This is a genomic window from Campylobacter concisus, from assembly GCF_002914195.1.
GTDB lineage: Bacteria > Campylobacterota > Campylobacteria > Campylobacterales > Campylobacteraceae > Campylobacter_A > Campylobacter_A concisus_M.
The window spans coordinates 280,171-301,723 of sequence record NZ_PPAU01000090.1; the positions used below are offsets into that span (position 1 = coordinate 280,171).

Consider the following 21,553-nt stretch of genomic DNA (forward strand, 5'->3'; position numbering starts at 1 on the left):
GCTTAATATTTCAAGAGAGGGCAAAGCCCCTCTCTTTTTTAAATTTTAGATGCCTTTTTAAAAGGCTATACTTTTCTTTCAAAATTACCACGAGGTAGATGCAATGTTAAATAGCTTATACTCAGGAAATCGTCTTAGGGTTGACTTCTCTAATGTCGTTAAGGAGATAGACGTTCCGAACCTACTACAACTACAAAAAAAGAGCTTTGATAATTTTTTAAATTTAAATAACAATCAAGCAGAAAGCGGTATAGAAAAAGTTTTTAAATCAATCTTTCCAATACATGATCCGCAAAATCGTTTGACTTTAGAATATGTTGGCTCAGAAATTGGAAAACCAAAATATACAATTAGAGAGTGTATAGAAAGAGGTCTTACATACTCTGTAAATTTAAAGATGAAAATACGTCTTATCGTTCATGAGAAAGATGATAAGACAGGTGATAAAGTCGGTGTTAAAGATATAAAAGAACAAGAAATTTTTATACGTGAAATTCCACTAATGACTGATAGAATTTCATTTATTATAAATGGTGTTGAGCGCGTTGTTGTAAATCAACTCCACAGAAGTCCAGGTGTTATTTTTAAACAAGAAGAGAGTGCGACCGTTGCAAATAAATTAATTTATACAGCTCAAATAATACCAGACCGTGGCTCTTGGCTACACTTTGAATATGACACAAAAGATATTTTATATGTTAGGATAAATAAACGCAGAAAAGTGCCAGTAACTATATTATTTAGGGCGCTTGGATATAAAAAACAAGATATTATTAAGTTGTTTTATCCGATACAAAATTTAATTATTAAAAATAACAAATTTTTAACTCTTTTTAATCCTGAAGATTATTTGGGAAGAGTTGAATATGATATAAAAAACGAAGATGGAGAAATTCTTCACCAAGCAGGCAAACGTCTAACTAAGAAAAAAGCTGATAAGTTGATTGAAGATGGCGTAAAATTTGTTGAATACCCAGTTGAAGCACTTATTGGTAGATACTTGGCAAACCCTGTAATAAATACAGAGAGTGGAGAAATTTTATATGATACACTATCTGCTCTTGACGAGAATAAACTTGCAAAAATTTTAGCTGAACATGAAAGTATCGAGATTATAAATAACTCTGCTGCTGGTGTTGATGATGCAATTATAAATTCTTTTATAGCTGACAACGATATGCTTAAGGTTTTAAAACAAACTGAGGGCGTGGATGATGAAAATGATCTTGCAGCTATTAGAATTTATAAGGTTATGAGACCGGGAGAGCCAGTTGTAAAAGAGGCTGCAAAGAGTTTTGTAAATGATATGCTATTTAATCCTGAGAGATATGATTTAACAAAAGTTGGTCGTATGAAAATGAACCATAAGCTCTCTCTTGATGTGCCAGAATACGTTACTTTACTAACAAGCGAAGATATCATAAAAACTGCAAAATATCTTATAAAAGTTAAAAATGGACAAGGTCACATTGATGACAGAGATCACCTTGGTAATCGCCGTATAAGGTCAATTGGTGAGCTACTCGCTAGCGAACTTCACCTCGGTTTTGTAAAGATGCAAAAGGCAATCCGCGACAAATTTACAAGCTTAAGCAATAATACTGAAGAGATTATGCCATACGACCTTATTAACCCAAAAATGATCACAGCCACAATTATGGAATTTTTTACAGGTGGTCAGCTAAGCCAGTTTATGGATCAGACAAACCCACTTAGCGAAGTTACTCACAAGCGCCGTCTATCTGCACTTGGCGAAGGTGGTTTGGTAAAAGAACGTGCTGGCTTTGAGGTGCGCGACGTTCACCCAACTCACTACGGTAGAATTTGTCCAGTTGAGACTCCAGAAGGTCAAAATATTGGTCTTATCAATACACTTTCAACCTATGCAAAAGTAAATGATCTTGGCTTTGTTGAAGCTCCTTACAAAAAAGTTATAGATGGCAAAGTGACTGATGAGATAGTTTATTTAACCGCAACTCAAGAAGAGGGCAATGTTATAGCTCCAGCATCAACTAAACTTGATGAAAATGGACACATCGTTGAGGACTTGATTGAGGTTAGAAAAGATGGCGAGATGATGCTTGCCCGTAGAGAAGATGTTACTTTGATCGACCTTTGTTCTGGTATGATAGCTGGTGTTGCGGCTTCACTTATTCCATTCCTAGAGCATGATGATGCTAACCGTGCTCTCATGGGTTCAAACATGCAACGTCAGGCAGTGCCACTACTTCGCTCAACTGCTCCTATTGTTGGAACAGGTATGGAAAGCGTTATCGCAAGAGATGCATGGGAAAGCGTAAAAGCAAGACGTAGTGGTGTGGTTGAAAAGGTTGATAATAAAAATATATTCATTTTAGGCGAAGACGAAGCTGGTCCATATATCGATCATTACTCTTTGGAGAAAAATTTAAGAACAAACCAAAATACGACTTTTTCTCAACATCCGATAGTTAAAAAAGGTGATGAGATCGTTGCTGGTCAAATAATTGCTGACGGTCCAAGTATGGAAAAAGGCGAGCTAGCCATTGGTAAAAACGCACTAATTGCATTTATGCCTTGGAATGGCTACAACTACGAAGACGCGATCGTCATTAGTGAAAAAATGATACGTGAAGATGCTTTTACAAGTGTCCATATCTATGAAAAAGAGATCGAGGCTCGTGAGTTAAAAGACGGAGTTGAGGAGATAACAAAAGATATACCAAACGTCAAAGAAGAGGAGCTTATGCACCTTGATGAGAGTGGTATTGTCAAAATTGGTACAGAGATCAAGCCTGGTATGATCCTTGTTGGTAAAGTATCTCCAAAAGGCGAGGTTAAGCCAACTCCAGAAGAGAGACTATTACGTGCGATCTTTGGTGAAAAGGCTGGCCACGTGGTAAATAAATCGCTTTACGCTTCAGCTTCGATGGAAGGCGTGGTTGTTGATGTTAAAATTTTCACCAAAAAAGGTTATGAAAAAGATAGCAGAACAAATAAAGCTTACGAAGAAGAGAAGACTCTTTTAGAAAAAGAACATCACGATAGACTACTTATGTTGGATCGCGAAGAGATGCTAAAAGTTACAGCACTTCTTTCTAAAAATCCACTAGCAAGCGATCAAGAGGTAAATAAAAAAGAGTATAAAAAAGGCTCAAAGATCAATAAGGCTGATCTTGAAAATATAAATAGGTTTACTCTAAATGCTATCGTTAAAAGCTTTTCAAAAGATATTCAAAAGAAATACGATGAGCTAAAAAATTACTTCCAAAATGAGAAGAAAAAGCTTAAAGAAGAGCACGACGCTAAGATAGAAATTTTAGAAAAAGACGATATTTTACCAAGCGGTGTTGTAAAACTTGTAAAAGTTTATATAGCTACAAAACGCAAACTAAAAGTTGGCGATAAGATGGCTGGACGTCACGGAAACAAAGGTATCGTTTCAAATATAGTAAGAGAAGTCGATATGCCTTATCTTCCAAGTGGTCAGATCGTTGATATCGTGCTAAACCCACTTGGTGTTCCAAGCCGTATGAACATCGGTCAAATTTTAGAGAGCCACCTTGGTCTTGTTGGCTATCGCTTAGGTGAGCAGATCAATGAAATTTTTGAGACCAAAAAAGGCGAGTGGATAAAAGAGCTAAGAGCTAAGATGATAGAGATAGCAAGCGTTGCTAAGCTAATGGACGCTAAAAAAGCTCTTAGCAAGATGAGTGACGAGAAGCTTCTTGAGTACGCAAAAGATTGGAGTAATGGCGTAAGATTTGCGACTCCGATTTTTGAAGGCGTTAAGGCTGACGAATTTGCAAAATTATTTGAGATGGCAAAGATAGATAGCGATGGTAAAACTGAGCTATATGACGGACGCACAGGCTCAAAGATAAGAGAACGCGTTAATGTTGGTTGTATGTATATGCTAAAACTTCATCACTTGGTTGATGAGAAAGTTCACGCAAGAAGTACCGGACCATACAGCCTTGTTACACAACAACCTGTCGGTGGTAAGGCACTATTTGGTGGTCAAAGGTTTGGAGAGATGGAGGTTTGGGCACTTGAGGCTTATGGTGCTGCTCATACACTAAGAGAGATGCTAACTGTAAAATCAGACGATGTTGAGGGAAGACTTTCTGCTTACAAAGCTTTAACAAGAGGTGAAAACGTTCCTGAGACTGGTATCCCTGAGACGTTCTTTGTTCTAACAAACGAGCTAAAATCACTAGCTCTTGACGTGGAAGTATATGATGAGGATGAGACAAATGAAACTAACTAATTTAAAACCAGTTGAGATAAAAGAAGAGCATAGACCTCGTGATTTTGAAGCTTTTCAACTTCGTTTAGCAAGTCCTGAGAAGATAAAATCTTGGAGTTATGGCGAGGTTAAAAAGCCAGAAACTATCAACTACCGCACACTAAAACCTGAGCGTGATGGCTTGTTTTGTGCGAAAATTTTTGGACCGATCCGTGACTACGAGTGCCTTTGTGGCAAATATAAAAAGATGCGTTATAAAGGTATAAAGTGCGAAAAGTGCGGCGTTGAAGTAACAACATCTAAGGTTCGCCGCTCTCGCATGGGTCACATTGAGCTTGTAACTCCAGTGGCTCACATTTGGTATGTAAATTTCTTGCCAAGCCGTATTGGTGCACTTCTTGGTATTAAGATGAAGGATCTTGAGCGCGTACTTTACTATGAGGCATACATTGTTGATAATGCTGGCGAGGCTTATTACGACAATGAAAATTCTAAAAAAGTTGAGAAATACGACGTTTTAAATGAAGAACAATATCAAAGCCTAGCTTCAAGATATGAAGAGACTGGTTTTACAGCTAGAATGGGTGGCGAGGTCATCTATGATATGCTAGCTGAGCTTGATTTGATGGAAATTTTAAATCAGCTAAAAGAAGAGATGGAGTCTACAAATTCTGAGGCTAAGAAAAAGACTATCGTAAAACGCCTAAAAGTTATCGAGAGCTTTTTAAATTCAGGCAACCGCCCAGAGTGGATGATGATAACAAATTTACCAGTTCTTCCACCTGATCTTAGACCGCTAGTCAGCCTTGATGGTGGTAAATTTGCTGTTTCAGACGTAAATGACCTATATCGCCGTGTAATAAACAGAAATAGCCGTCTAAAACGTCTACTTGAGCTTGATGCACCTGAGATCATTATCAGAAACGAAAAGAGAATGCTTCAAGAGGCTGTTGATGCGCTATTTGACAATGGTCGCAGAGCAAATGCAGTAAAAGGCGCAAATAAGCGCCCACTAAAATCACTAAGCGAGATCATCAAAGGTAAGCAAGGCCGTTTCCGCCAGAATTTGCTAGGTAAGCGTGTTGACTTCTCTGGACGTTCTGTTATTGTCGTTGGTCCAAAGCTGAAGATGGATCAGTGCGGTCTTCCAAAGAAGATGGCTCTAGAGCTATTTAAACCACATTTGCTTGCTCGCCTTGAAGAAAAAGGCTATGCAACAACTGTTAAGCAAGCGAAAAAGATGATAGAAGATAAGACAAATGAGGTTTGGGAGTGCCTAGAAGAGGTCGTTAAAGACTATCCAGTTATGCTAAACCGTGCTCCGACACTTCACAAGCTTTCTATCCAGGCATTTCATCCAGTGCTTGTCGAGGGCAAGGCTATCCAACTTCACCCACTAGTTTGTGCGGCGTTCAACGCAGACTTTGACGGTGACCAAATGGCTGTTCACGTGCCACTATCGCAGGAAGCTATCGCTGAATGCAAAATTTTGATGCTTAGCTCAATGAATATCTTGCTTCCTGCAAGTGGTAAGGCTATCACAGTCCCTTCACAAGATATGGTTTTAGGAATTTATTATTTAAGCCTAGAGAGAAACGATGAAAAAGGCGCAAATAAAATTTTCTCAAGCGTTGATGAAGTAATGATCGCTGAAGAGGCTAATACTCTTGGTCTTCACGCTAAAATTAAGACAATGGTTGATAACAAGATCATCTTCACAACGGCTGGTCGCTTGATCCTAAGAGCGATACTTCCTGATTTTGTTCCTGAAAATATGTGGAATAAGATTATGAAGAAAAAAGATATTGCAAATTTGGTTGATTATGTTTATAGAAATGGTGGTCTTGAAGTAACGGCTGACTTCCTTGATAAGCTTAAAAATTTAGGCTTTAGATATGCGACAAAAGCGGGAATTTCTATCTCTATTGCTGATATCATCGTGCCAGATAGCAAGCAAAAATATATTGACGAAGCTAAGAAAAAAGTTCGCGAAATTCAAAAACAATACGGCGCTGGTCTTTTAACAGATAGTGAGAGATACAACAAGATCATTGATATCTGGACAGATACAAACAACAGCGTTGCAAGCGAGATGATGAAACTTATCCAAAACGATAAAGGTGGATTTAACTCAATTTATATGATGGCAGACTCAGGTGCGAGAGGTAGTGCAGCACAAATTCGCCAGCTAGCTGGTATGCGTGGTCTTATGGCAAAACCTGATGGTTCGATCATTGAAACACCAATCATTTCAAACTTTCGTGAAGGTCTAAATATAATGGAGTACTTCAACTCTACTCACGGAGCTAGAAAAGGTCTTGCAGATACAGCGCTAAAAACAGCAAACGCTGGTTATTTAACAAGAAAACTAATCGACGTTGCTCAAAACGTTAAAGTAACAATGCACGACTGCGGTACGCACGAGGGTGTTGAAATCACAGATATTACTGAGAGCGGCGAGCTAATAGAAAGCCTTGAAGAAAGAGTCTTGGGTCGTGTTTTAGCAGATGATGTGATCGATCCTATAACTAATGAAATTTTATTTAGCGAAGGCACACTACTTGATGAAGAAAAAGCTAGAGCTATAACTGAGGCTGGTATAAAATCAGTGAGTATTAGAACACCTATTACGTGTAAAGCACCTAAAGGCGTTTGTGCAAAATGCTACGGCTTAAATTTGGGTGAAGGTAAACTTGTAAAACCAGGCGAAGCAGTTGGTATCATTTCAGCTCAATCTATCGGTGAGCCAGGTACACAGCTAACACTAAGAACATTCCACATAGGTGGTACGGCTTCTACTGAGCAACAAGATCGTCAGGTAATCGCTCAAAAAGAAGGTTTTATTAGATATTACAACCTTAATACTTATGATAACGGTGATAAGAAGATCGTTGCAAATAGAAGAAGTGCAGCTGTGCTGCTTGTTGAGCCAAAGATTAAATCAACGATTGACGGTAAAATAGAGATCGAATATGCCCACGAAGATGTAAATATCGTGATAAAAGGTAAAAAAGAAGAGGTTAAATATACAATTAGAAGAAATGATCTTGCTAAACCAAATGAATTAGCTGGTGTTAGCGGAAAGATCGAAGGAAAGATGTATATACCTTATGTAAGTGGCGATAAGGTAAAAGAGAATGAAAGTATCGTTGAGATCATAAAAGAGGGTTGGAATATCCCAAATCGTATCCCATACGCTAGTGAACTTAAAATTTCAGACGGAGATCCTGTAACTCGTAAAATTTTAGCCGACGCAAATGGTGTGGTTAAATTTTTCATATTAAAAGGTGATTATCTTGATAGGGTTAAAGATATCAAAAAAGGTCACAAAGTAACTGAAAAAGGTTTCTTTGTAGTTGTTTCTGATAAAGATGGACGTGAGGCGGTTCGCCATTATATCCCAAGAAATTCTATCATTCAAGTTTCTGATAATGATGCAGTTGAGAGAGCGACAGTAGTCTCATTGCCTGAAAAAGATGACAAGTTGATTATTGCTGAGTGGGATCCATACTCAACTCCAACTATTGCTGAAGAAGCCGGTGTGGTTAGTTTTGAGGATATTGAGCCAGGATATAGTGCGACTGAGCAAGCAGATGAAGCGACTGGACAAAGACGTCTTGTTATCAATGAGTATTTGCCAAGCGGTGTAAAACCTGCGATTATTATCGCTACTAAAAAAGGAAATTTAATTAAGTATCCGCTTGATCCAAAAACTGCGATCTTTGTCTCAAGTGGCGATGAAGTAGCTCAAGCTGATATTTTGGCCAAGACTCCAAAAGCTGTTGCTAAGTCAAAAGATATTACCGGCGGTCTTCCAAGAGTTAGTGAGCTATTTGAAGCAAGACGCCCTAAAAATACAGCTATCGTTGCAGAGATTGATGGTGTGGTTAGATTTGACAAGCCACTTCGCTCAAAAGAGCGCATAATCATCCAAGCTGAAGATGGCACAACTGCTGAGTATTTGATCGAGAAAAGTCGTCAGATACAAGTAAGAGACGGGGAATTTGTCCATGCTGGCGAGAAACTAACTGATGGGCTAATCTCAAGCCACGATATTTTAAGAATTCTTGGCGAAAAAGCGCTTCACTACTATTTGATTAGCGAGATTCAGCAAGTTTATCGCCGCCAAGGTGTTGCGATCGCTGATAAGCACATCGAGATCATCGTATCACAAATGCTTCGCCAAGTTAAAATCGTTGATAGCGGAAATACAAATTTCATAGTTGGCGATATGGTTTCAAGAAATAAATTTAAAGAAGAGAATGAGCGCATTATGAACATGGGCGGTGAGCCAGCTATTGCTGAGCCGATCTTATTAGGCGTTACAAGAGCAGCTATCGGAAGTGATAGTGTGATCTCTGCTGCATCGTTCCAAGAGACAACTAAGGTCTTAACAGAAGCATCGATTGCTGCTAAATTTGACTATCTTGAAGATCTAAAAGAGAACGTTATCCTAGGACGTATGATCCCAGTTGGAACTGGTTTTTATAAAGATAAAAAAGTAAAAATCAAAGAAAACTAGTCCTTTAAGCCCCTATTTTGGGGCTTAACCTCTTTATAAAATTAAATCAATAAAAATTTACAAGCTATTAACTATCACCTAATAAAATCCTTGTCTTTAAATCACATTATGGAGAATTTATGAAAAACGTTGATCTTGGACTTTTATTTATACGTTTAGGCCTTGGTATCTGCCTTTTTATGCATGGTTTTGGTAAAATTTTACATGGACTTAGTGGGGTAAAAGGTATATTAGTAAATGCTGGTTTGCCTGGATTTTTGGCATATTTTTCTTACCTTGGAGAGGTCTTAGCACCCATTATGTTGATTATTGGTTTTTATTCAAGAGTAGGCGCTATCCTAGTTTTAGGTACTAGTATTACTATTTTATACTCGTACTATGGATTTGCAAATTTATTTGCATTAAATGAGGTTAATGGCTTTAAATCAGAGCTTATTTACCTTTATATTGCTATTTCACTTTGTATTCTTTTGATAGGTAGTGGCAAATATGCTGTCAAACAAGACTAATACAAAAATAAAGACAGCAGAGTTTTTATAAAATCAAGAATTAGATAAGTAAGTCTAACTTATTAACCGTTATTTAAGTTTATTTTAAATAAAATTAGGTCTTTTTAATAAATTTAGTTGAAAGGAATTATTGTGCCAACCATAAATCAATTGGTCAGAAAAGAACGCAAGAAAGTGACTGTTAAGTCAAAATCTCCAGCGTTAAAAGAGTGCCCTCAAAGAAGAGGAGTTTGCACTAGGGTTTATACTACAACTCCTAAAAAACCAAACTCAGCTTTGAGGAAAGTTGCCAAAGTCAGGCTAACAAGCGGTTTTGAAGTCATCAGCTATATCGGTGGTGAAGGTCACAACCTACAAGAACACAGTATCGTTTTAGTTCGCGGCGGTAGGGTCAAAGACTTACCAGGTGTTAAATATCACATCGTTCGTGGTGCACTTGATACTGCTGGTGTTGCAAAAAGAACAGTTTCTCGTTCTAAATATGGTGCTAAACGCCCTAAAGCTGGCGCTGCAGCTGCAACAAAAAAGTAAAAATTTAGGTTCGCAGACGTTGCTAAAATTTGCAAACGTTTGAGTAAAATTTCATAAAAATTTGAAGGAAAGATCAAAATGAGAAGAAGAAAAGCCCCTGTAAGGGAAGTCTTACCTGATCCGATTTACGGAAATAAAATAATCACTAAATTTATTAATTCTCTTATGTATGATGGCAAAAAAAGCGTCGCTACTGAGATAATGTATGGTGCTATTAAAGCCATAGAAAAGAAAAATGCTGAGGTTAAAGGCATCGATGTTTTTAACGATGCTATTGAAAATGTAAAACCTATTTTAGAAGTTAAATCACGCCGTGTTGGTGGTGCTACTTATCAAGTGCCAGTTGAGGTTCGCCCAGCTCGCCAACAAGCTCTTGCTATCCGCTGGCTTATAACTTACGCTAGAAAAAGAAGCGAAAGAACTATGATAGATAAACTAGCGAATGAGCTCTTAGATGCGGCAAACTCAAAAGGTGCATCTTTCAAGAAGAAGGAAGATACTTACAAGATGGCAGAGGCTAATAAAGCATTTGCTCACTACCGCTGGTAAGAAAGAATTAGTATGGCAGAGAGAAAAACGCCTTTACATAAGGTAAGAAATATCGGTATTGCGGCTCACATTGATGCTGGAAAGACAACTACTAGTGAGAGAATTTTATTCTTTACTGGTATGAGCCATAAAATAGGTGAGGTTCATGATGGTGCTGCTACCATGGACTGGATGGAGCAAGAAAAAGAGCGTGGTATTACTATTACTTCGGCTGCAACTACGGCATTTTGGAAGGGTCATCAAATAAACCTAATTGACACTCCGGGACACGTTGACTTTACTATCGAAGTTGAGCGTTCTATGCGTGTTCTTGACGGTGCTGTTTCAGTATTTTGTTCTGTTGGTGGTGTTCAACCACAATCAGAAACCGTTTGGAGACAAGCAAATAAATATCACGTACCAAGAATCGTTTTTGTTAATAAAATGGATAGAATCGGTGCAAATTTTTTTAGAGTTGAAGAGCAGATTAGGGAAAGACTAAAAGCAAACCCAATACCTATTCAAATTCCTATAGGCTCTGAGGATAACTTTAGAGGTGTGGTTGACCTTGTAAGAATGAAAGCTTACGTTTGGAATGATGAGAAAAAGCCAACTGACTATGTTGAAGAAGAAATTCCAGCTGAAGTTAAAGATAAAGCAGAAGAATATCGCGCGAAACTAATCGAAGCAGTTTCAGAGACAGATGATAGCTTGATGGAGAAATTTTTTGCTGGTGAAGAGCTAAGTGAAGAAGAGATCAAAAAAGGTATAAAAGCAGGCTGCTTGAGAATGACTATCACACCTATGCTTTGTGGAACTGCGTTTAAAAACAAAGGAATTCAACCTCTGCTTGATGCTGTTGTTGATTACTTGCCGGCTCCAGATGAAATTGAAGCTATTAAGGGTGTATATGAAGATGGCACCGAAGTAACTGTTGAAAGCACTGATAATGGTGAATTTGCAGCTCTTGCATTTAAGATCATGACTGACCCATTTGTCGGACAGCTAACATTTATTCGTGTTTATAGAGGAAGCTTGGAAAGTGGTAGCTATGCTTATAATACCGTTCAAGATAGTAAAGAGAGAATCGGTCGCTTGCTAAAAATGCACTCAAATAAACGTGAAGAGATTACTGAGCTTTTCGCTGGTGAAATCGGTGCTGTTGTTGGTCTAAAAAATACCCTAACTGGCGATACTCTTGCAAGTGAAAAAGATAAAGTTATCCTTGAGAGAATGGACTTCCCAGAGCCAGTTATCAGTGTCGCGGTTGAGCCAAAAACAAAAGCAGATCAAGAAAAAATGGCGATCGCTCTTCAAAAACTAGCTCAAGAAGATCCAAGCTTTAGAGTTAGCACTGATGAAGAGAGCGGACAAACTATCATTAGTGGTATGGGTGAGCTTCACCTTGAGATCATTGTTGATCGTATGCTTCGTGAATTTAAAGTTGATGCTGAAGTTGGTCAGCCACAAGTTGCATACCGCGAAACTATCCGTAAGGCAGTTGAGCAAGAGTACAAGTATGCTAAACAATCAGGTGGTCGTGGTCAATACGGTCACGTATTCTTACGCATCGAGCCACTTCCAGCTGCTAGCGGATTTGAATTCGTTAATGACATCAAAGGTGGTGTTGTTCCAAAAGAGTATATCCCAGCTGTTGAAAAAGGTTGTAAAGAAGCGCTTCAAAGCGGTGTTCTTGCTGGATATCCAGTTGAAGATGTTAAAGTTACACTTTTTGATGGTAGCTACCACGAAGTTGACTCATCTGAAATGGCATTTAAACTTGCTGCTTCTATGGGCTTTAAAGAGGGCGCTAGAAAAGCAGGTGCGGTTATCCTTGAGCCTATGATGAAAGTTGAAGTTGAGACTCCAGAAGAGTATATGGGCGATGTTATCGGTGACCTTAATAAGCGCCGTGGTCAAGTAAATTCAATGGATGATAGAAATGGTATAAAAATCATTGCTGCTTATTGTCCACTTGCTCAAATGTTTGGCTACTCAACAGATCTTCGCTCAATGACTCAAGGTCGTGCGACTTACTCAATGGAATTTGATCACTACGAGGAAGTTCCTAAAAATGTAAGTGAAGAGATTATTAAAAAGAGAAATGGCTAATTAACCAAAGAAGGGCAGAGTAATCTGTCCTTTAAAAATTAAATTCTTATAAAGTCTATCTACAAAATATATGAATTGTCCTCATAGCTCAGCTGGATAGAGCGTAGAATTCCTAATTCTAAGGCCACAGGTTCGAACCCTGTTGGGGACACCATCCATCATGCAATCATTTTTGTAAAATATAAAGTGCTCAAACAAGTGTTTTTAAAATATACTAAAACGTATAATAAGATATAGCAATTTATAAAAAATATTCTTATAAAGATCGGCATAACACAGGTTAAGGGAAAAATAAAAAGAATAAACTTTTAAGAATAAGATCATAAGTGATATGCAAATAAGATCACTAAAATCAAAGAAAAATTTTTATAAAATATGTGTAATGGTAAGCAGCTATATTTTTTGGTTTATCTATATATGCATTCGTAGTGGGTTTAGCTTTCTTTATCAACACGTTATATTATTAATTTTTATCTAAACTAATAAATTTTATCAACAAAAATTTTTATATATTTAATAATCTGTGCTAACATTTCAAAAATTTATTTAAGGAGAGTAGATGAAAAAAATTTTACTTTTAGGAGCTGTTTGTTGTATGTTGTCGGCTGATGTTAAAACCGTTAATATAAGCCCAGATGAGATCAAAAAATATGATCAGATTATCGATATAAGAACCCCATCTGAGTGGCAAGAGACTGGCGTTATCGCAGGTGCAAAGACTATAACTTTTAATCCAAACGATAAGAGTGCATTTTTAGAGGAGCTTTCAAAGGCAGTTGATATCAAAAAACCTATTGCTCTTGTTTGCAGAAGTGGCAGAAGAAGCACAGCAGCAGCTGCAGCAATAGATAGCTCAGATCTTAAGATAATAAATTTAGATGGAGGTATGAGCAGTTTGATCGAGCAAGGCTACAAAACTACACTTTATAAAAAATAGATAAATTTTTGTGATCCTACATTGACTACAAGATAAATTTATTTTGTAGTCAAATTTTATATCAAATAATAAAATTTATTATTTGATTAACCACCGATTAACTCTAGCTATATATAATTTCATCATATTTATAATAAAAAAGGAGACAAAATGTCAAAAGTTATTTTACAGTTAAATGTTATTCAGGCTGATGCAAATGCACTTTATATTAAATTTCACGACCTTCACTGGAATGTAAAAGGTATTCAATTTTTTAGCGTTCATGAATACACAGAAAAAGCTTATGAAGATATGAGTGAGATATTTGACGATGCAGCTGAGAGAGCTCTTATGCTTGGTGGCAGACCTATCGTCAAGGCTGAGGAGTTAGCAAAAGTTACTCATATCAAACACGAGCCAAAGGAAATTTACACTCCAACTGAGGTTTTAGAGATTGTCTTGGCTGATTATAAGCACCTTTTGGGTGAGTTTAAAAAGCTTGACGAGCTTGCAGAAGGCGATACAACAACTCAAATGTATGCACAAGATCAAATCGCAAAATTTGAAAAAGCGATCTGGATGCTAAACGCAACACTTAGTAAATAACTGCTAGCGGGAGTTTTCCCGCTTTATCTAAATAAATTCTACTTTTTGGCGATATTGATTTTATAAATTTTAAGGAGCCAAAATGAAAATTTCTCAAATCGCAAACTCATATAATAGTTCAAGCCTAAAAGAAAATGTAAAATCAGAAATTTCACTTCATAAAGATGAAAAGGATATCTCCAAAAAAGAGTCTGAAATTACAAATTTAACAACCAAAGACATTTCAAATATCTACTTTTTGCAGTATCAAAAAGAGATCGTTAAAAGTAGCAGTTCAAATTTATTAGCTCAAGGTGGCTTAAGCTTTAATACGCCTAAAAATTTATCAGAAATTTTATCAGGACTTGATCTTGCAAGTATCGGCTATAACGGTAAATCTTTAAACGAGCTAAGTAGTGACGAGGCAAATGATCTTATCAGCGAGAATGGATTTTTTGGTATCGCAAATACGGCTGATAGGATAGCTAGCTTTGTGCTAAATGGTGCAGGCGATGACGTGGAAAAACTAAAAGCTGGTAGAGAGGGTGTGGCAAAGGGTTTTGAGGATGCGAAGAAAATTTGGGGAGGTGAGCTTCCTGAAATTTCTCAAAAGACTATTGAAAAGACCCTTGAGAGTCTTGATAAAAAGATCGCCGAGCTTGGCGGTAACGTTTTAAATGTTTCAGCTTAACTATCTTAGGCAGGCTCGCCTAAGATAAATTTATATGATTTGCATATAAATTTAGATACGAGCCTTTAATTTTCCACAAAATTTATTTAATCTTAAAAGTTATACTTCGCCGTTTTACACTAAGGAGAAGAGATGAAAGCTAAAATTTTACTTCCACTGGCAACTGCTATCATGTTTTTGGGTTGCTCATTTTTTGAGGATAACCCACCAGTGCGAAAACAGCCAAGACAGGTCATGCAAAATACACCAGCAAAAAGCTCGATTAAAGGTTTTATAAAAGAGGTTACTTATAAAGATTCAAAATACTGCTATGAAATAGTGGCGAGCGATACAAAAAATCACAAACTCAATAAAGCAAATTTTTGTGCAAATAGATACTATTATGATAAAGGTGACTTGGTCTATGCGACCTTTTATGCAGATAAACTTATAGATATGCTTCTTATAAAAGAGGGTGGCTCTAGTGGCTTATATAATGGTATAAAAAAGCCGCAAAATGAAGTGATTATTAAAAGAAAAAATGTAAAAACAAATATCGAAGTGCCAAAAGAGGAAAAAATTTCTTTTTAATTACCGTTGATTTACTGCTTGCTTATATAATTTCAACAGCAATCAAAACTAGAACTCCTTTTAAGGGGCGAATCAACAGCCCCTTTTTACTCCTTTAAAATTTTGTCCTTATTTTATTTAAAATTATCAACTTTTACCTATTTCTGATTAATTACGGTAAACGATCGGTAACTGAAATTAAAAATTTTAAGCTTCATGTTAAATTTTATTGATTATAATCGTCAGCACAAAACCTTAAAAGGAGAAAAAATGAAACTAACAAAAATTAGTTTAGCCGCTTTGGTTGCTTTAGGTGCATTTTCAAGCGTAGCAAGTGCTACTCCACTTGAAGAAGCTATAAAAAATGTAGATCTTTCAGGATTTGCAAGATATAGATATACAAACGATAAAAAACACGGTGAGTTTTCTAATACAAAATCAGAGTCTGGCTCAAAGGCTGGTCATCAATTTAAAGCTGTAGCAAATTTTAAAGCTGCAATTGATGATAACTTCTTTGGCGTTATTGGTTTAAGATATAACGCTACTGATAATTCTGGTGATAATACTCAAAATGATCAAGGTAGTAAAGGATTTGGCACAGATAAAACTAATACAACTGAGCCATTTAGAGTTCATCAGTTCTATCTTGGTTATAAAGCTGGAAACACTACTATAACAGCTGGCAAACAAGAGATCGGCTCATTCTTTACAGATGATGCTATTGGTACTGGTGTAAGAGTAGTAAATGAAGATATTGAAGGACTTACTCTAACAGCTCTAGCTTTTGACGCAATTGAGGGTGATAGTGTTGAAAGTGATGGCGAGTTGTATGAAATTACAAATAATTTAAATGATTATGATGCAGGTAATCTATATGCAGCTGGCATCGCTGGTTCATATGACCCTATCAATTTCCAACTATGGTATGCTAGCTTAACAAATCTAGCTGACCTACTTGCAGCTGATGTTTCAGCAAATTTTGCTATTAATGATGATGTTAGCTTAGGTGGTAGAGTTAACTATATAAATACTACTGTAGATAAAAGTGCAAAAGCACATCTTTTTAAAGCTATAAGTGAATCTAATGGCGTTGCAAACTATAATGATGGCAACTTCTATGCTGGCGAACTTACAGCTTCATTATTCGGCTTTGATTTGAGAGCTGGTTATATGGGTTGGAAAGTTGATAATAAAGGCGTAACATCATTTGCTTTTGAGGATAAAGGTAGTCTAATAGATGTTGGTGAGCTTACACTTGATCCAACTTGGGCTGATGGAAAAGCAAACCTAGTATATGGAACAGCTGGATATACATTTGATAAATTTACAGTTGGTGTTGATTATATAAAAGGTCACATTAAACATGCTTCAGCTGCTGGCGAAAATGGTAAAGAAAAAGTTGAAGAGGTTACCCCAAGATTTGCATATGAATATAGCAAAAAGCTAACATTTAGCTCATACTATGCATTCAAAACTTCAAAATTTGCTGATGAGGCTAAAAACAAAGAAGATCAATTCAGATTTGAGGCTAAATACTCATTCTAATCGTAGCTCATTAATCAACTTATGATATAATCCCGGGTCGGAGCAATCTGATCCGGGATTTTTAAATTTAGAGCAAAATTTCAAGGAAAATTATGAAAAGTATTAAAATTTCTTTTTTGGCGTGTTTTTTGGTGGCAAATGCCTTTGCAGCTTCACAAGTCTACTATATAGAAGCTCGTGGTGAGTTTGGTAAAGAACTTGCCGAAATGGCAAAAAAGCAGGCTAATGATAGAAATGAAAAAGTAAATGTCTATGTCGATGAAGATCCAAGACGCTATAAAGATAATAGAATTTTAAAATTAGGCGTTGATAGAAAGGGCAGATATAGTGTTTCTTTAGGTAAGGAGCTTTATGAAAAGCAATGTGCTAGCTGTCATGGCGAGAATGCTGATAAAAGGCCATTTGGTTCAACACCTCTAAAAAATATGGACGCTAAAGATATTGAAGATAGCATCATCTCTTATAGAAGTGACTCAAGTTTTGGCGGAAGCGGCAAAAATGTAATGCAAAACCAAGCTAAAATTCTTTCAAATAATGATCTTGGCGCGATTCTTGCCTATCTAAAAGGCAAAGATGCATTTGCTGAACAAGATGCAAATGAAAACAAACCAGTCTCTACTCAAACAAAGCAAGGCAGTTATTTAAGATAAGTTTTACTTTGATAGCTTTGTCATAATATAAATAAAAGGAAGCAGATGTTAAATCCAAAATCATTATTTTTAAGTATGGGCTCAGCTATCATTTTGATGATAATCTTTGCCATAGCTAGCGGAGCCGCTACGATAATAGAAAGTAAAACTAGCACAGAAGCTGCATGGTACTATGTTTATGGTGCCAGCTGGTTTGCGCTCATCCAACTACTTCTTGGTATAAATTTGACCTATAATATCTTTAGATATAACTTAATCGATCCCAAAAAACTTCCTTCGCTTATCTTCCACCTTGGTTTTATCGTTATCTTAATCGGTGCTGGCATAACAAGATATCTTGGCTTTGAGGCTGATATGCATATAAGAGAAAAAACTCAGTCAAATATCGTTACGACAAAAATATCCTATTTAAATTTAACTGCATTAAACGATAATGGAGAAGAGATAAACGCTGCTTTGCCACTAGGAATTTCTGATGCAAAAAAAGGTTTTGATCTAAAGCTAAAAATAGCAGATAATGAAGCTAATTTAAAATTTAAAGAATTTGTGCCAAATGCAAGTTATAAGTTTGTGAATGATAAAAACGGGCAACCAGTAGTGGAATTTGTGGTTTCAAACGAGAGTGAAAGTGAAGAAATCTTCTTATTAGAAGAAGAGGAAGCAAGAGTTGCAGATATTAGTTTTATCTTTAATGCTAAGCCAGACGAGAGTAAAAAATATGTACTTTTTAAATTAGTGGACGGAAATTTCACAGTTACTTCAAATACTGATCTTTCAAAATTTACAATGAGTGATAGCTCAAAAACTGAGTTAAAAGCTGGTAGCGTAAATGAATTTGGCATGGGTAGTCTTTATACTATTTCAAATATAAATTTTGCTCCAAGATTAGTTTCGACTCATGCCTCAAGAAAGCTAGTTAGTACAAAAGATAGCGAATTTAACGCCTTAATAGCTGAATTAAATTATAAAGGCGAGAGTAAAGAGATGCATATTTTTTATAACCTAACAGAGCCTTCACGTTTAGCTGTGGCTGGACAAAAATTTAATGCTTCATGGGGTGCGCAGCAAGTTAAACTTCCGTTTAGCCTATACTTAAAAGACTTTGAGCTTAAAAGATATCCCGGCTCAAATTCGCCTATGAGCTATTCAAGTGAAGTTATTGTAAAAGATGATACAAACATGTCAGGGCTTGACTATAAAATTTATATGAATCATGTGCTTGACTATGATGGTTATAGATTCTTCCAAAGTTCATACGATACAGATGAAAAAGGAACCATTCTCTCTGTAAATAAAGATCCAGGCAAGATACCAACTTATATCGGCTACTTTTTGCTTGGACTTGGCTTTGTGTTAAATGTTGTAAATCCTGGTAGTCGTTTTAGAAAACTAGCTAAGTTAATCGATAATGAATCAACAAAAGGTGGTAAAAAGGTTGTTGCTATCATTGCCATTATGCTTTTAAGTTTAAATTTTAGCTCATTAAAGGCTGAAGACTTTTTGCCTAATATCAGCAAAGAGCACACACAAAAGCTTTCTAGGCTTATTGTGCAAAGCTCAGATGGTAGAATGAAGCCATTTGACACTCTTAGCAAAGAAATTTTAAATAAAATACATAGAAGCGAGAATATAAATAGCCTGAACTCGAATCAAGCGATGCTTTCAATAATGGTAACGCCTGATTTTTGGCGAAATGAAAAAATTATCTCACTTGGACAAAGTAAGGAGCTAAAAAAAGAGCTTGGTATAGATGAAAATGCAAAGTATGCAAGTTTTAATGATTTTTTTAGAGCTACAAAAGATGGTGGAAGTGAATATAAACTCACAAAATTTGCCGAAATTGCTAATCGTAAGCATCCTGGATCACGCAGTACATTTGATAAAGATGTGATAAAGATCGACGAGAGATTGAATGTTTTTTATATGATATTTATTGGTGAAATTTTTAAAATTTTTCCAAAACAAGATGACCCATCAAACTCTTGGTATTCGCCTGCTAGTGCAATGATGTACTTTCCGCCTAAGGAGGCCGATCTAGTCATTAATATGATGAGAGAGTATTTTGCAGCAGTTGATGCAGCAACAAAAGATAGTGATTGGAGCAAGGCTGATGCCGCACTTGATAAAATTTCAGCCTATCAGCAAAAGTACGGCTCTACTGTAATACCAAGTGAAGAAAAGATAAATATAGAAATTTTGTTTAATAAAATTCAAATTTTTGAGCGATTGACACCGGTTTATCTTTTGGCTGGCCTTGCGCTTTTATTTTTTGTTTTTGTTAAAATGCTAGCCCCAAAAGTTCAGATAAATGGTATCGTAAGAGTTGTATACATTATAAATTTACTAGCTTTTCTTGCTCATACTGTCGGACTTGGACTTCGTTGGTACATTGCTGAGCATGCGCCTTGGAGTAACGCTTATGAATCGATGGTCTATATCGCTTGGGCTCTAGGATTTTCTGGTATCGTCTTTGCAAAACGTAGCCCTATCGCTCTTGCTCTTACGTCAATATTGGCTGGTGTTACATTGTTTGTTGCGCACCTTAGCTGGATGGATCCACAGATCACTACACTTGTGCCAGTGCTTCAAAGCTACTGGCTAACAATACACGTTTCTGTCATTACTGCAAGTTATGGATTTTTAGGGCTTTGCGCGTTACTTGGTGGCTTTACACTATTGCTTATCATTTTACAAAATAAGAAAAAGCCAAATCCAGAAATTTCTCGCAATATCCTCGAAGCTACCCGTATAAATGAGATGGCTATGATACTAGGACTTAGCTTGCTTACTCTTGGAAATTTCCTAGGCGGTGTCTGGGCGAACGAGAGCTGGGGTAGATATTGGGGCTGGGACAGCAAGGAGACTTGGGCGCTAGTTTCGATACTTGTTTATGCCGCAGTTCTTCATATAAGATTTATTCCAAAGCTAAATAACCAGTATGCATTTGCGGTGGCTTCATTTTTTGCTTATTGGTCGATTATTATGACTTATTTTGGTGTAAATTTTTATTTAGCTGGCATGCATTCGTATGCAGCTGGCGATCCATTACCAGTGCCTGATTTTGTCTGGATTAGTATCGTAATAATGGTACTTATGAGTGTTTTAGCATTTACAAAGCGATCACTTTGCTCAAGGCTTTAGATGCTAATAAAAGGTCTAATAGTTTTCTTTATTGTATTGCTATTAATTGCAATTTGCGCGTTAATCTATTTACTTTTAAGAAATAGAGATTATAGCGCCGAAATAAAAGACCTTGCATTAGAAAAAGAAGAGATAACGATCGAAAAGCTTGAAAAGCTTGCCGGTGATAATAGCCTAAGTAAAAACGAGCTTTTCGAACTTATTCAAATCTTTGTAGGAAATTTTAGTATACCAGCTAAGAATAACCAAGTCATGCCAAAAGAGGCAAACAACTATATAAATTTCATAATTTTGATCTGCTCTCATAAAAATTCTGATGCGAAGCTCATTAGTTTTTTAGACAAAGAGGCTAAAAAGAAAAATCCAAGCTACATTGTCGAAATAGAAGAGAGTGAGAAAATCGGCATAGAAAATCGCAAAAATCGTAGATAAATTTATTTAAAAAAGTGTAGTTAAATATCTTAAAATTAAATTTGGTATAAAAATGAGCTCTTATGATTTTGATTCTATGTACGTGATATTTCTTATTTTCTTTTCAATCGTACTGCCTATATTTTTGATAATTCCTGTAGGTAGATATAATATAAAAGTTTATGCGAGTAAATTTGACCTAATTGGACTTCATCTAATTTTTCCAATCATTATATTGCCTACTTTGGTAGGTACTTTTATTTTAGTTTGTAGCTTTTTAAATATTTCAGATTATACTGGTTTAAGCTTTGTATTCTATGCTTTTTTGATTCTAATGATAGCTTATGTAATTTATGGTTTTTATGCTTGTATCAAATATAATCACGGCTTTTTTCATTGCATTGTAGCGCTTTTTTTAAGATTTAATTATGTTACCCCGCTTATTTATCTGCTCTTTCTAGGCGGAAAAAACTACAAAGATGACAAAGAGATAACTTCTAAAAATATTAAGGGCTTAAATCTTTTTGATCAGTTTAGATTTTCTATTTATAATTTAATTGCTATTAGAAGCTAAAAAGTATTTTAAGAGCATTAAAGACTTTGCGATTAGAGAAATTTATTAGAATCAATAAAAA

General features: G+C 36.2%; 15 protein-coding genes and 1 tRNA gene. All 16 read left to right on the plus strand.

Features of this window, described 5'->3' with window-relative positions; translation table 11 throughout:
- The first annotated feature begins 103 nt into the window (after positions 1–103).
- The 16 genes from rpoB to CYP28_RS03730 all read left to right on the plus strand — a co-directional run bounded on the left by rpoB (position 104) and on the right by CYP28_RS03730 (position 21,492).
- Positions 104–4,249 carry a DNA-directed RNA polymerase subunit beta gene (gene rpoB / locus CYP28_RS03655; protein WP_103593120.1) on the plus strand — a complete coding sequence of 1,382 codons (4,146 nt, stop codon included), beginning with the start codon at positions 104–106 and terminating at the stop codon, positions 4,247–4,249.
- The gene (gene rpoC, locus CYP28_RS03660) at positions 4,236–8,750 is read left to right on the plus strand and encodes a DNA-directed RNA polymerase subunit beta' (protein WP_021091033.1); all 4,515 of its coding nucleotides are present in this window, start codon (positions 4,236–4,238) and stop codon (positions 8,748–8,750) included. Before rpoB ends, rpoC begins: the two co-directional genes overlap by 14 nt.
- A 119-nt stretch (positions 8,751–8,869) precedes the next feature.
- Positions 8,870–9,259 (plus strand): DoxX family protein, encoded by a 390-nt coding sequence (locus CYP28_RS03665; RefSeq protein WP_087585693.1) that lies wholly within the window; start codon positions 8,870–8,872, stop codon positions 9,257–9,259.
- 132 nt (positions 9,260–9,391) lie between these two features.
- On the plus strand, positions 9,392–9,790 hold the full coding sequence (gene rpsL, locus CYP28_RS03670) for a 30S ribosomal protein S12 (RefSeq protein ID WP_021090705.1): 399 nt from the start codon (positions 9,392–9,394) through the stop codon (positions 9,788–9,790).
- A 78-nt stretch (positions 9,791–9,868) separates the two neighbouring features.
- A complete protein-coding gene (gene rpsG / locus CYP28_RS03675) occupies positions 9,869–10,339 on the plus strand; it encodes a 30S ribosomal protein S7 (RefSeq protein WP_021090980.1) in 471 nt (156 codons plus the stop codon).
- 12 nt (positions 10,340–10,351) lie between these two features.
- Entirely contained in the window at positions 10,352–12,430 is a 2,079-nt protein-coding gene (fusA, locus tag CYP28_RS03680) for an elongation factor G (protein WP_103593121.1), read from the plus strand.
- Positions 12,431–12,507: 77 nt separating this feature from the next.
- Positions 12,508–12,584: transfer RNA gene (locus tag CYP28_RS03685), tRNA-Arg, on the plus strand.
- Between the two features lie 405 nt (positions 12,585–12,989).
- Positions 12,990–13,367, plus strand: a complete 378-nt coding sequence (locus CYP28_RS03690; protein WP_103593122.1) for a rhodanese-like domain-containing protein — start codon at positions 12,990–12,992, stop codon at positions 13,365–13,367.
- Between the two features lie 150 nt (positions 13,368–13,517).
- Positions 13,518–13,952, plus strand: a complete 435-nt coding sequence (locus tag CYP28_RS03695; RefSeq protein ID WP_021090517.1) for a Dps family protein — start codon at positions 13,518–13,520, stop codon at positions 13,950–13,952.
- A gap of 82 nt (positions 13,953–14,034) precedes the next feature.
- Positions 14,035–14,622 (plus strand): hydrogenase-4 component G, encoded by a 588-nt coding sequence (locus tag CYP28_RS03700; protein ID WP_103593123.1) that lies wholly within the window; start codon positions 14,035–14,037, stop codon positions 14,620–14,622.
- 132 nt (positions 14,623–14,754) lie between these two features.
- Positions 14,755–15,192 (plus strand): hypothetical protein, encoded by a 438-nt coding sequence (locus tag CYP28_RS03705; protein ID WP_103593124.1) that lies wholly within the window; start codon positions 14,755–14,757, stop codon positions 15,190–15,192.
- A gap of 249 nt (positions 15,193–15,441) precedes the next feature.
- Positions 15,442–16,716, plus strand: a complete 1,275-nt coding sequence (locus CYP28_RS03710) for an OprD family outer membrane porin (protein WP_103593125.1) — start codon at positions 15,442–15,444, stop codon at positions 16,714–16,716.
- A 92-nt stretch (positions 16,717–16,808) separates the two neighbouring features.
- Complete coding sequence (locus CYP28_RS03715; protein ID WP_021090538.1) at positions 16,809–17,366, plus strand: c-type cytochrome; 558 nt, start codon at positions 16,809–16,811, stop codon at positions 17,364–17,366.
- A 45-nt stretch (positions 17,367–17,411) separates the two neighbouring features.
- Positions 17,412–20,507 (plus strand): cytochrome c biogenesis protein CcsA, encoded by a 3,096-nt coding sequence (gene ccsA / locus CYP28_RS03720; RefSeq protein WP_103593126.1) that lies wholly within the window; start codon positions 17,412–17,414, stop codon positions 20,505–20,507.
- Positions 20,508–20,939, plus strand: coding sequence for a fatty-acid--CoA ligase (locus CYP28_RS03725; protein ID WP_103593127.1), 432 nt, complete (start codon positions 20,508–20,510; stop codon positions 20,937–20,939).
- 52 nt (positions 20,940–20,991) lie between these two features.
- Positions 20,992–21,492: a hypothetical protein gene (locus CYP28_RS03730; RefSeq protein WP_242047008.1), complete on the plus strand. Its 501-nt coding sequence runs from the start codon at positions 20,992–20,994 to the stop codon at positions 21,490–21,492.
- Positions 21,493–21,553: the final 61 nt, after the last annotated feature.

What these genes read in the sequence shown, in the direction of transcription:
- ccsA (WP_103593126.1), top strand. Translation starts at nt 17,412, where the DNA reads ATGTTAAATCCAAAATCATTATTTTTAAGTATGGGCTCAGCTATCATT.
- CYP28_RS03715 (WP_021090538.1), top strand. Translation starts at nt 16,809, where the DNA reads ATGAAAAGTATTAAAATTTCTTTTTTGGCGTGTTTTTTGGTGGCAAAT.
- CYP28_RS03705 (WP_103593124.1), top strand. Translation starts at nt 14,755, where the DNA reads ATGAAAGCTAAAATTTTACTTCCACTGGCAACTGCTATCATGTTTTTG.
- CYP28_RS03725 (WP_103593127.1), top strand. Translation starts at nt 20,508, where the DNA reads ATGCTAATAAAAGGTCTAATAGTTTTCTTTATTGTATTGCTATTAATT.
- CYP28_RS03700 (WP_103593123.1), top strand. Translation starts at nt 14,035, where the DNA reads ATGAAAATTTCTCAAATCGCAAACTCATATAATAGTTCAAGCCTAAAA.
- CYP28_RS03690 (WP_103593122.1), top strand. Translation starts at nt 12,990, where the DNA reads ATGAAAAAAATTTTACTTTTAGGAGCTGTTTGTTGTATGTTGTCGGCT.
- CYP28_RS03710 (WP_103593125.1), top strand. Translation starts at nt 15,442, where the DNA reads ATGAAACTAACAAAAATTAGTTTAGCCGCTTTGGTTGCTTTAGGTGCA.
- CYP28_RS03665 (WP_087585693.1), top strand. Translation starts at nt 8,870, where the DNA reads ATGAAAAACGTTGATCTTGGACTTTTATTTATACGTTTAGGCCTTGGT.
- rpoC (WP_021091033.1), top strand. Translation starts at nt 4,236, where the DNA reads ATGAAACTAACTAATTTAAAACCAGTTGAGATAAAAGAAGAGCATAGA.
- fusA (WP_103593121.1), top strand. Translation starts at nt 10,352, where the DNA reads ATGGCAGAGAGAAAAACGCCTTTACATAAGGTAAGAAATATCGGTATT.
- CYP28_RS03695 (WP_021090517.1), top strand. Translation starts at nt 13,518, where the DNA reads ATGTCAAAAGTTATTTTACAGTTAAATGTTATTCAGGCTGATGCAAAT.
- rpsG (WP_021090980.1), top strand. Translation starts at nt 9,869, where the DNA reads ATGAGAAGAAGAAAAGCCCCTGTAAGGGAAGTCTTACCTGATCCGATT.
- rpoB (WP_103593120.1), top strand. Translation starts at nt 104, where the DNA reads ATGTTAAATAGCTTATACTCAGGAAATCGTCTTAGGGTTGACTTCTCT.
- CYP28_RS03730 (WP_242047008.1), top strand. Translation starts at nt 20,992, where the DNA reads ATGAGCTCTTATGATTTTGATTCTATGTACGTGATATTTCTTATTTTC.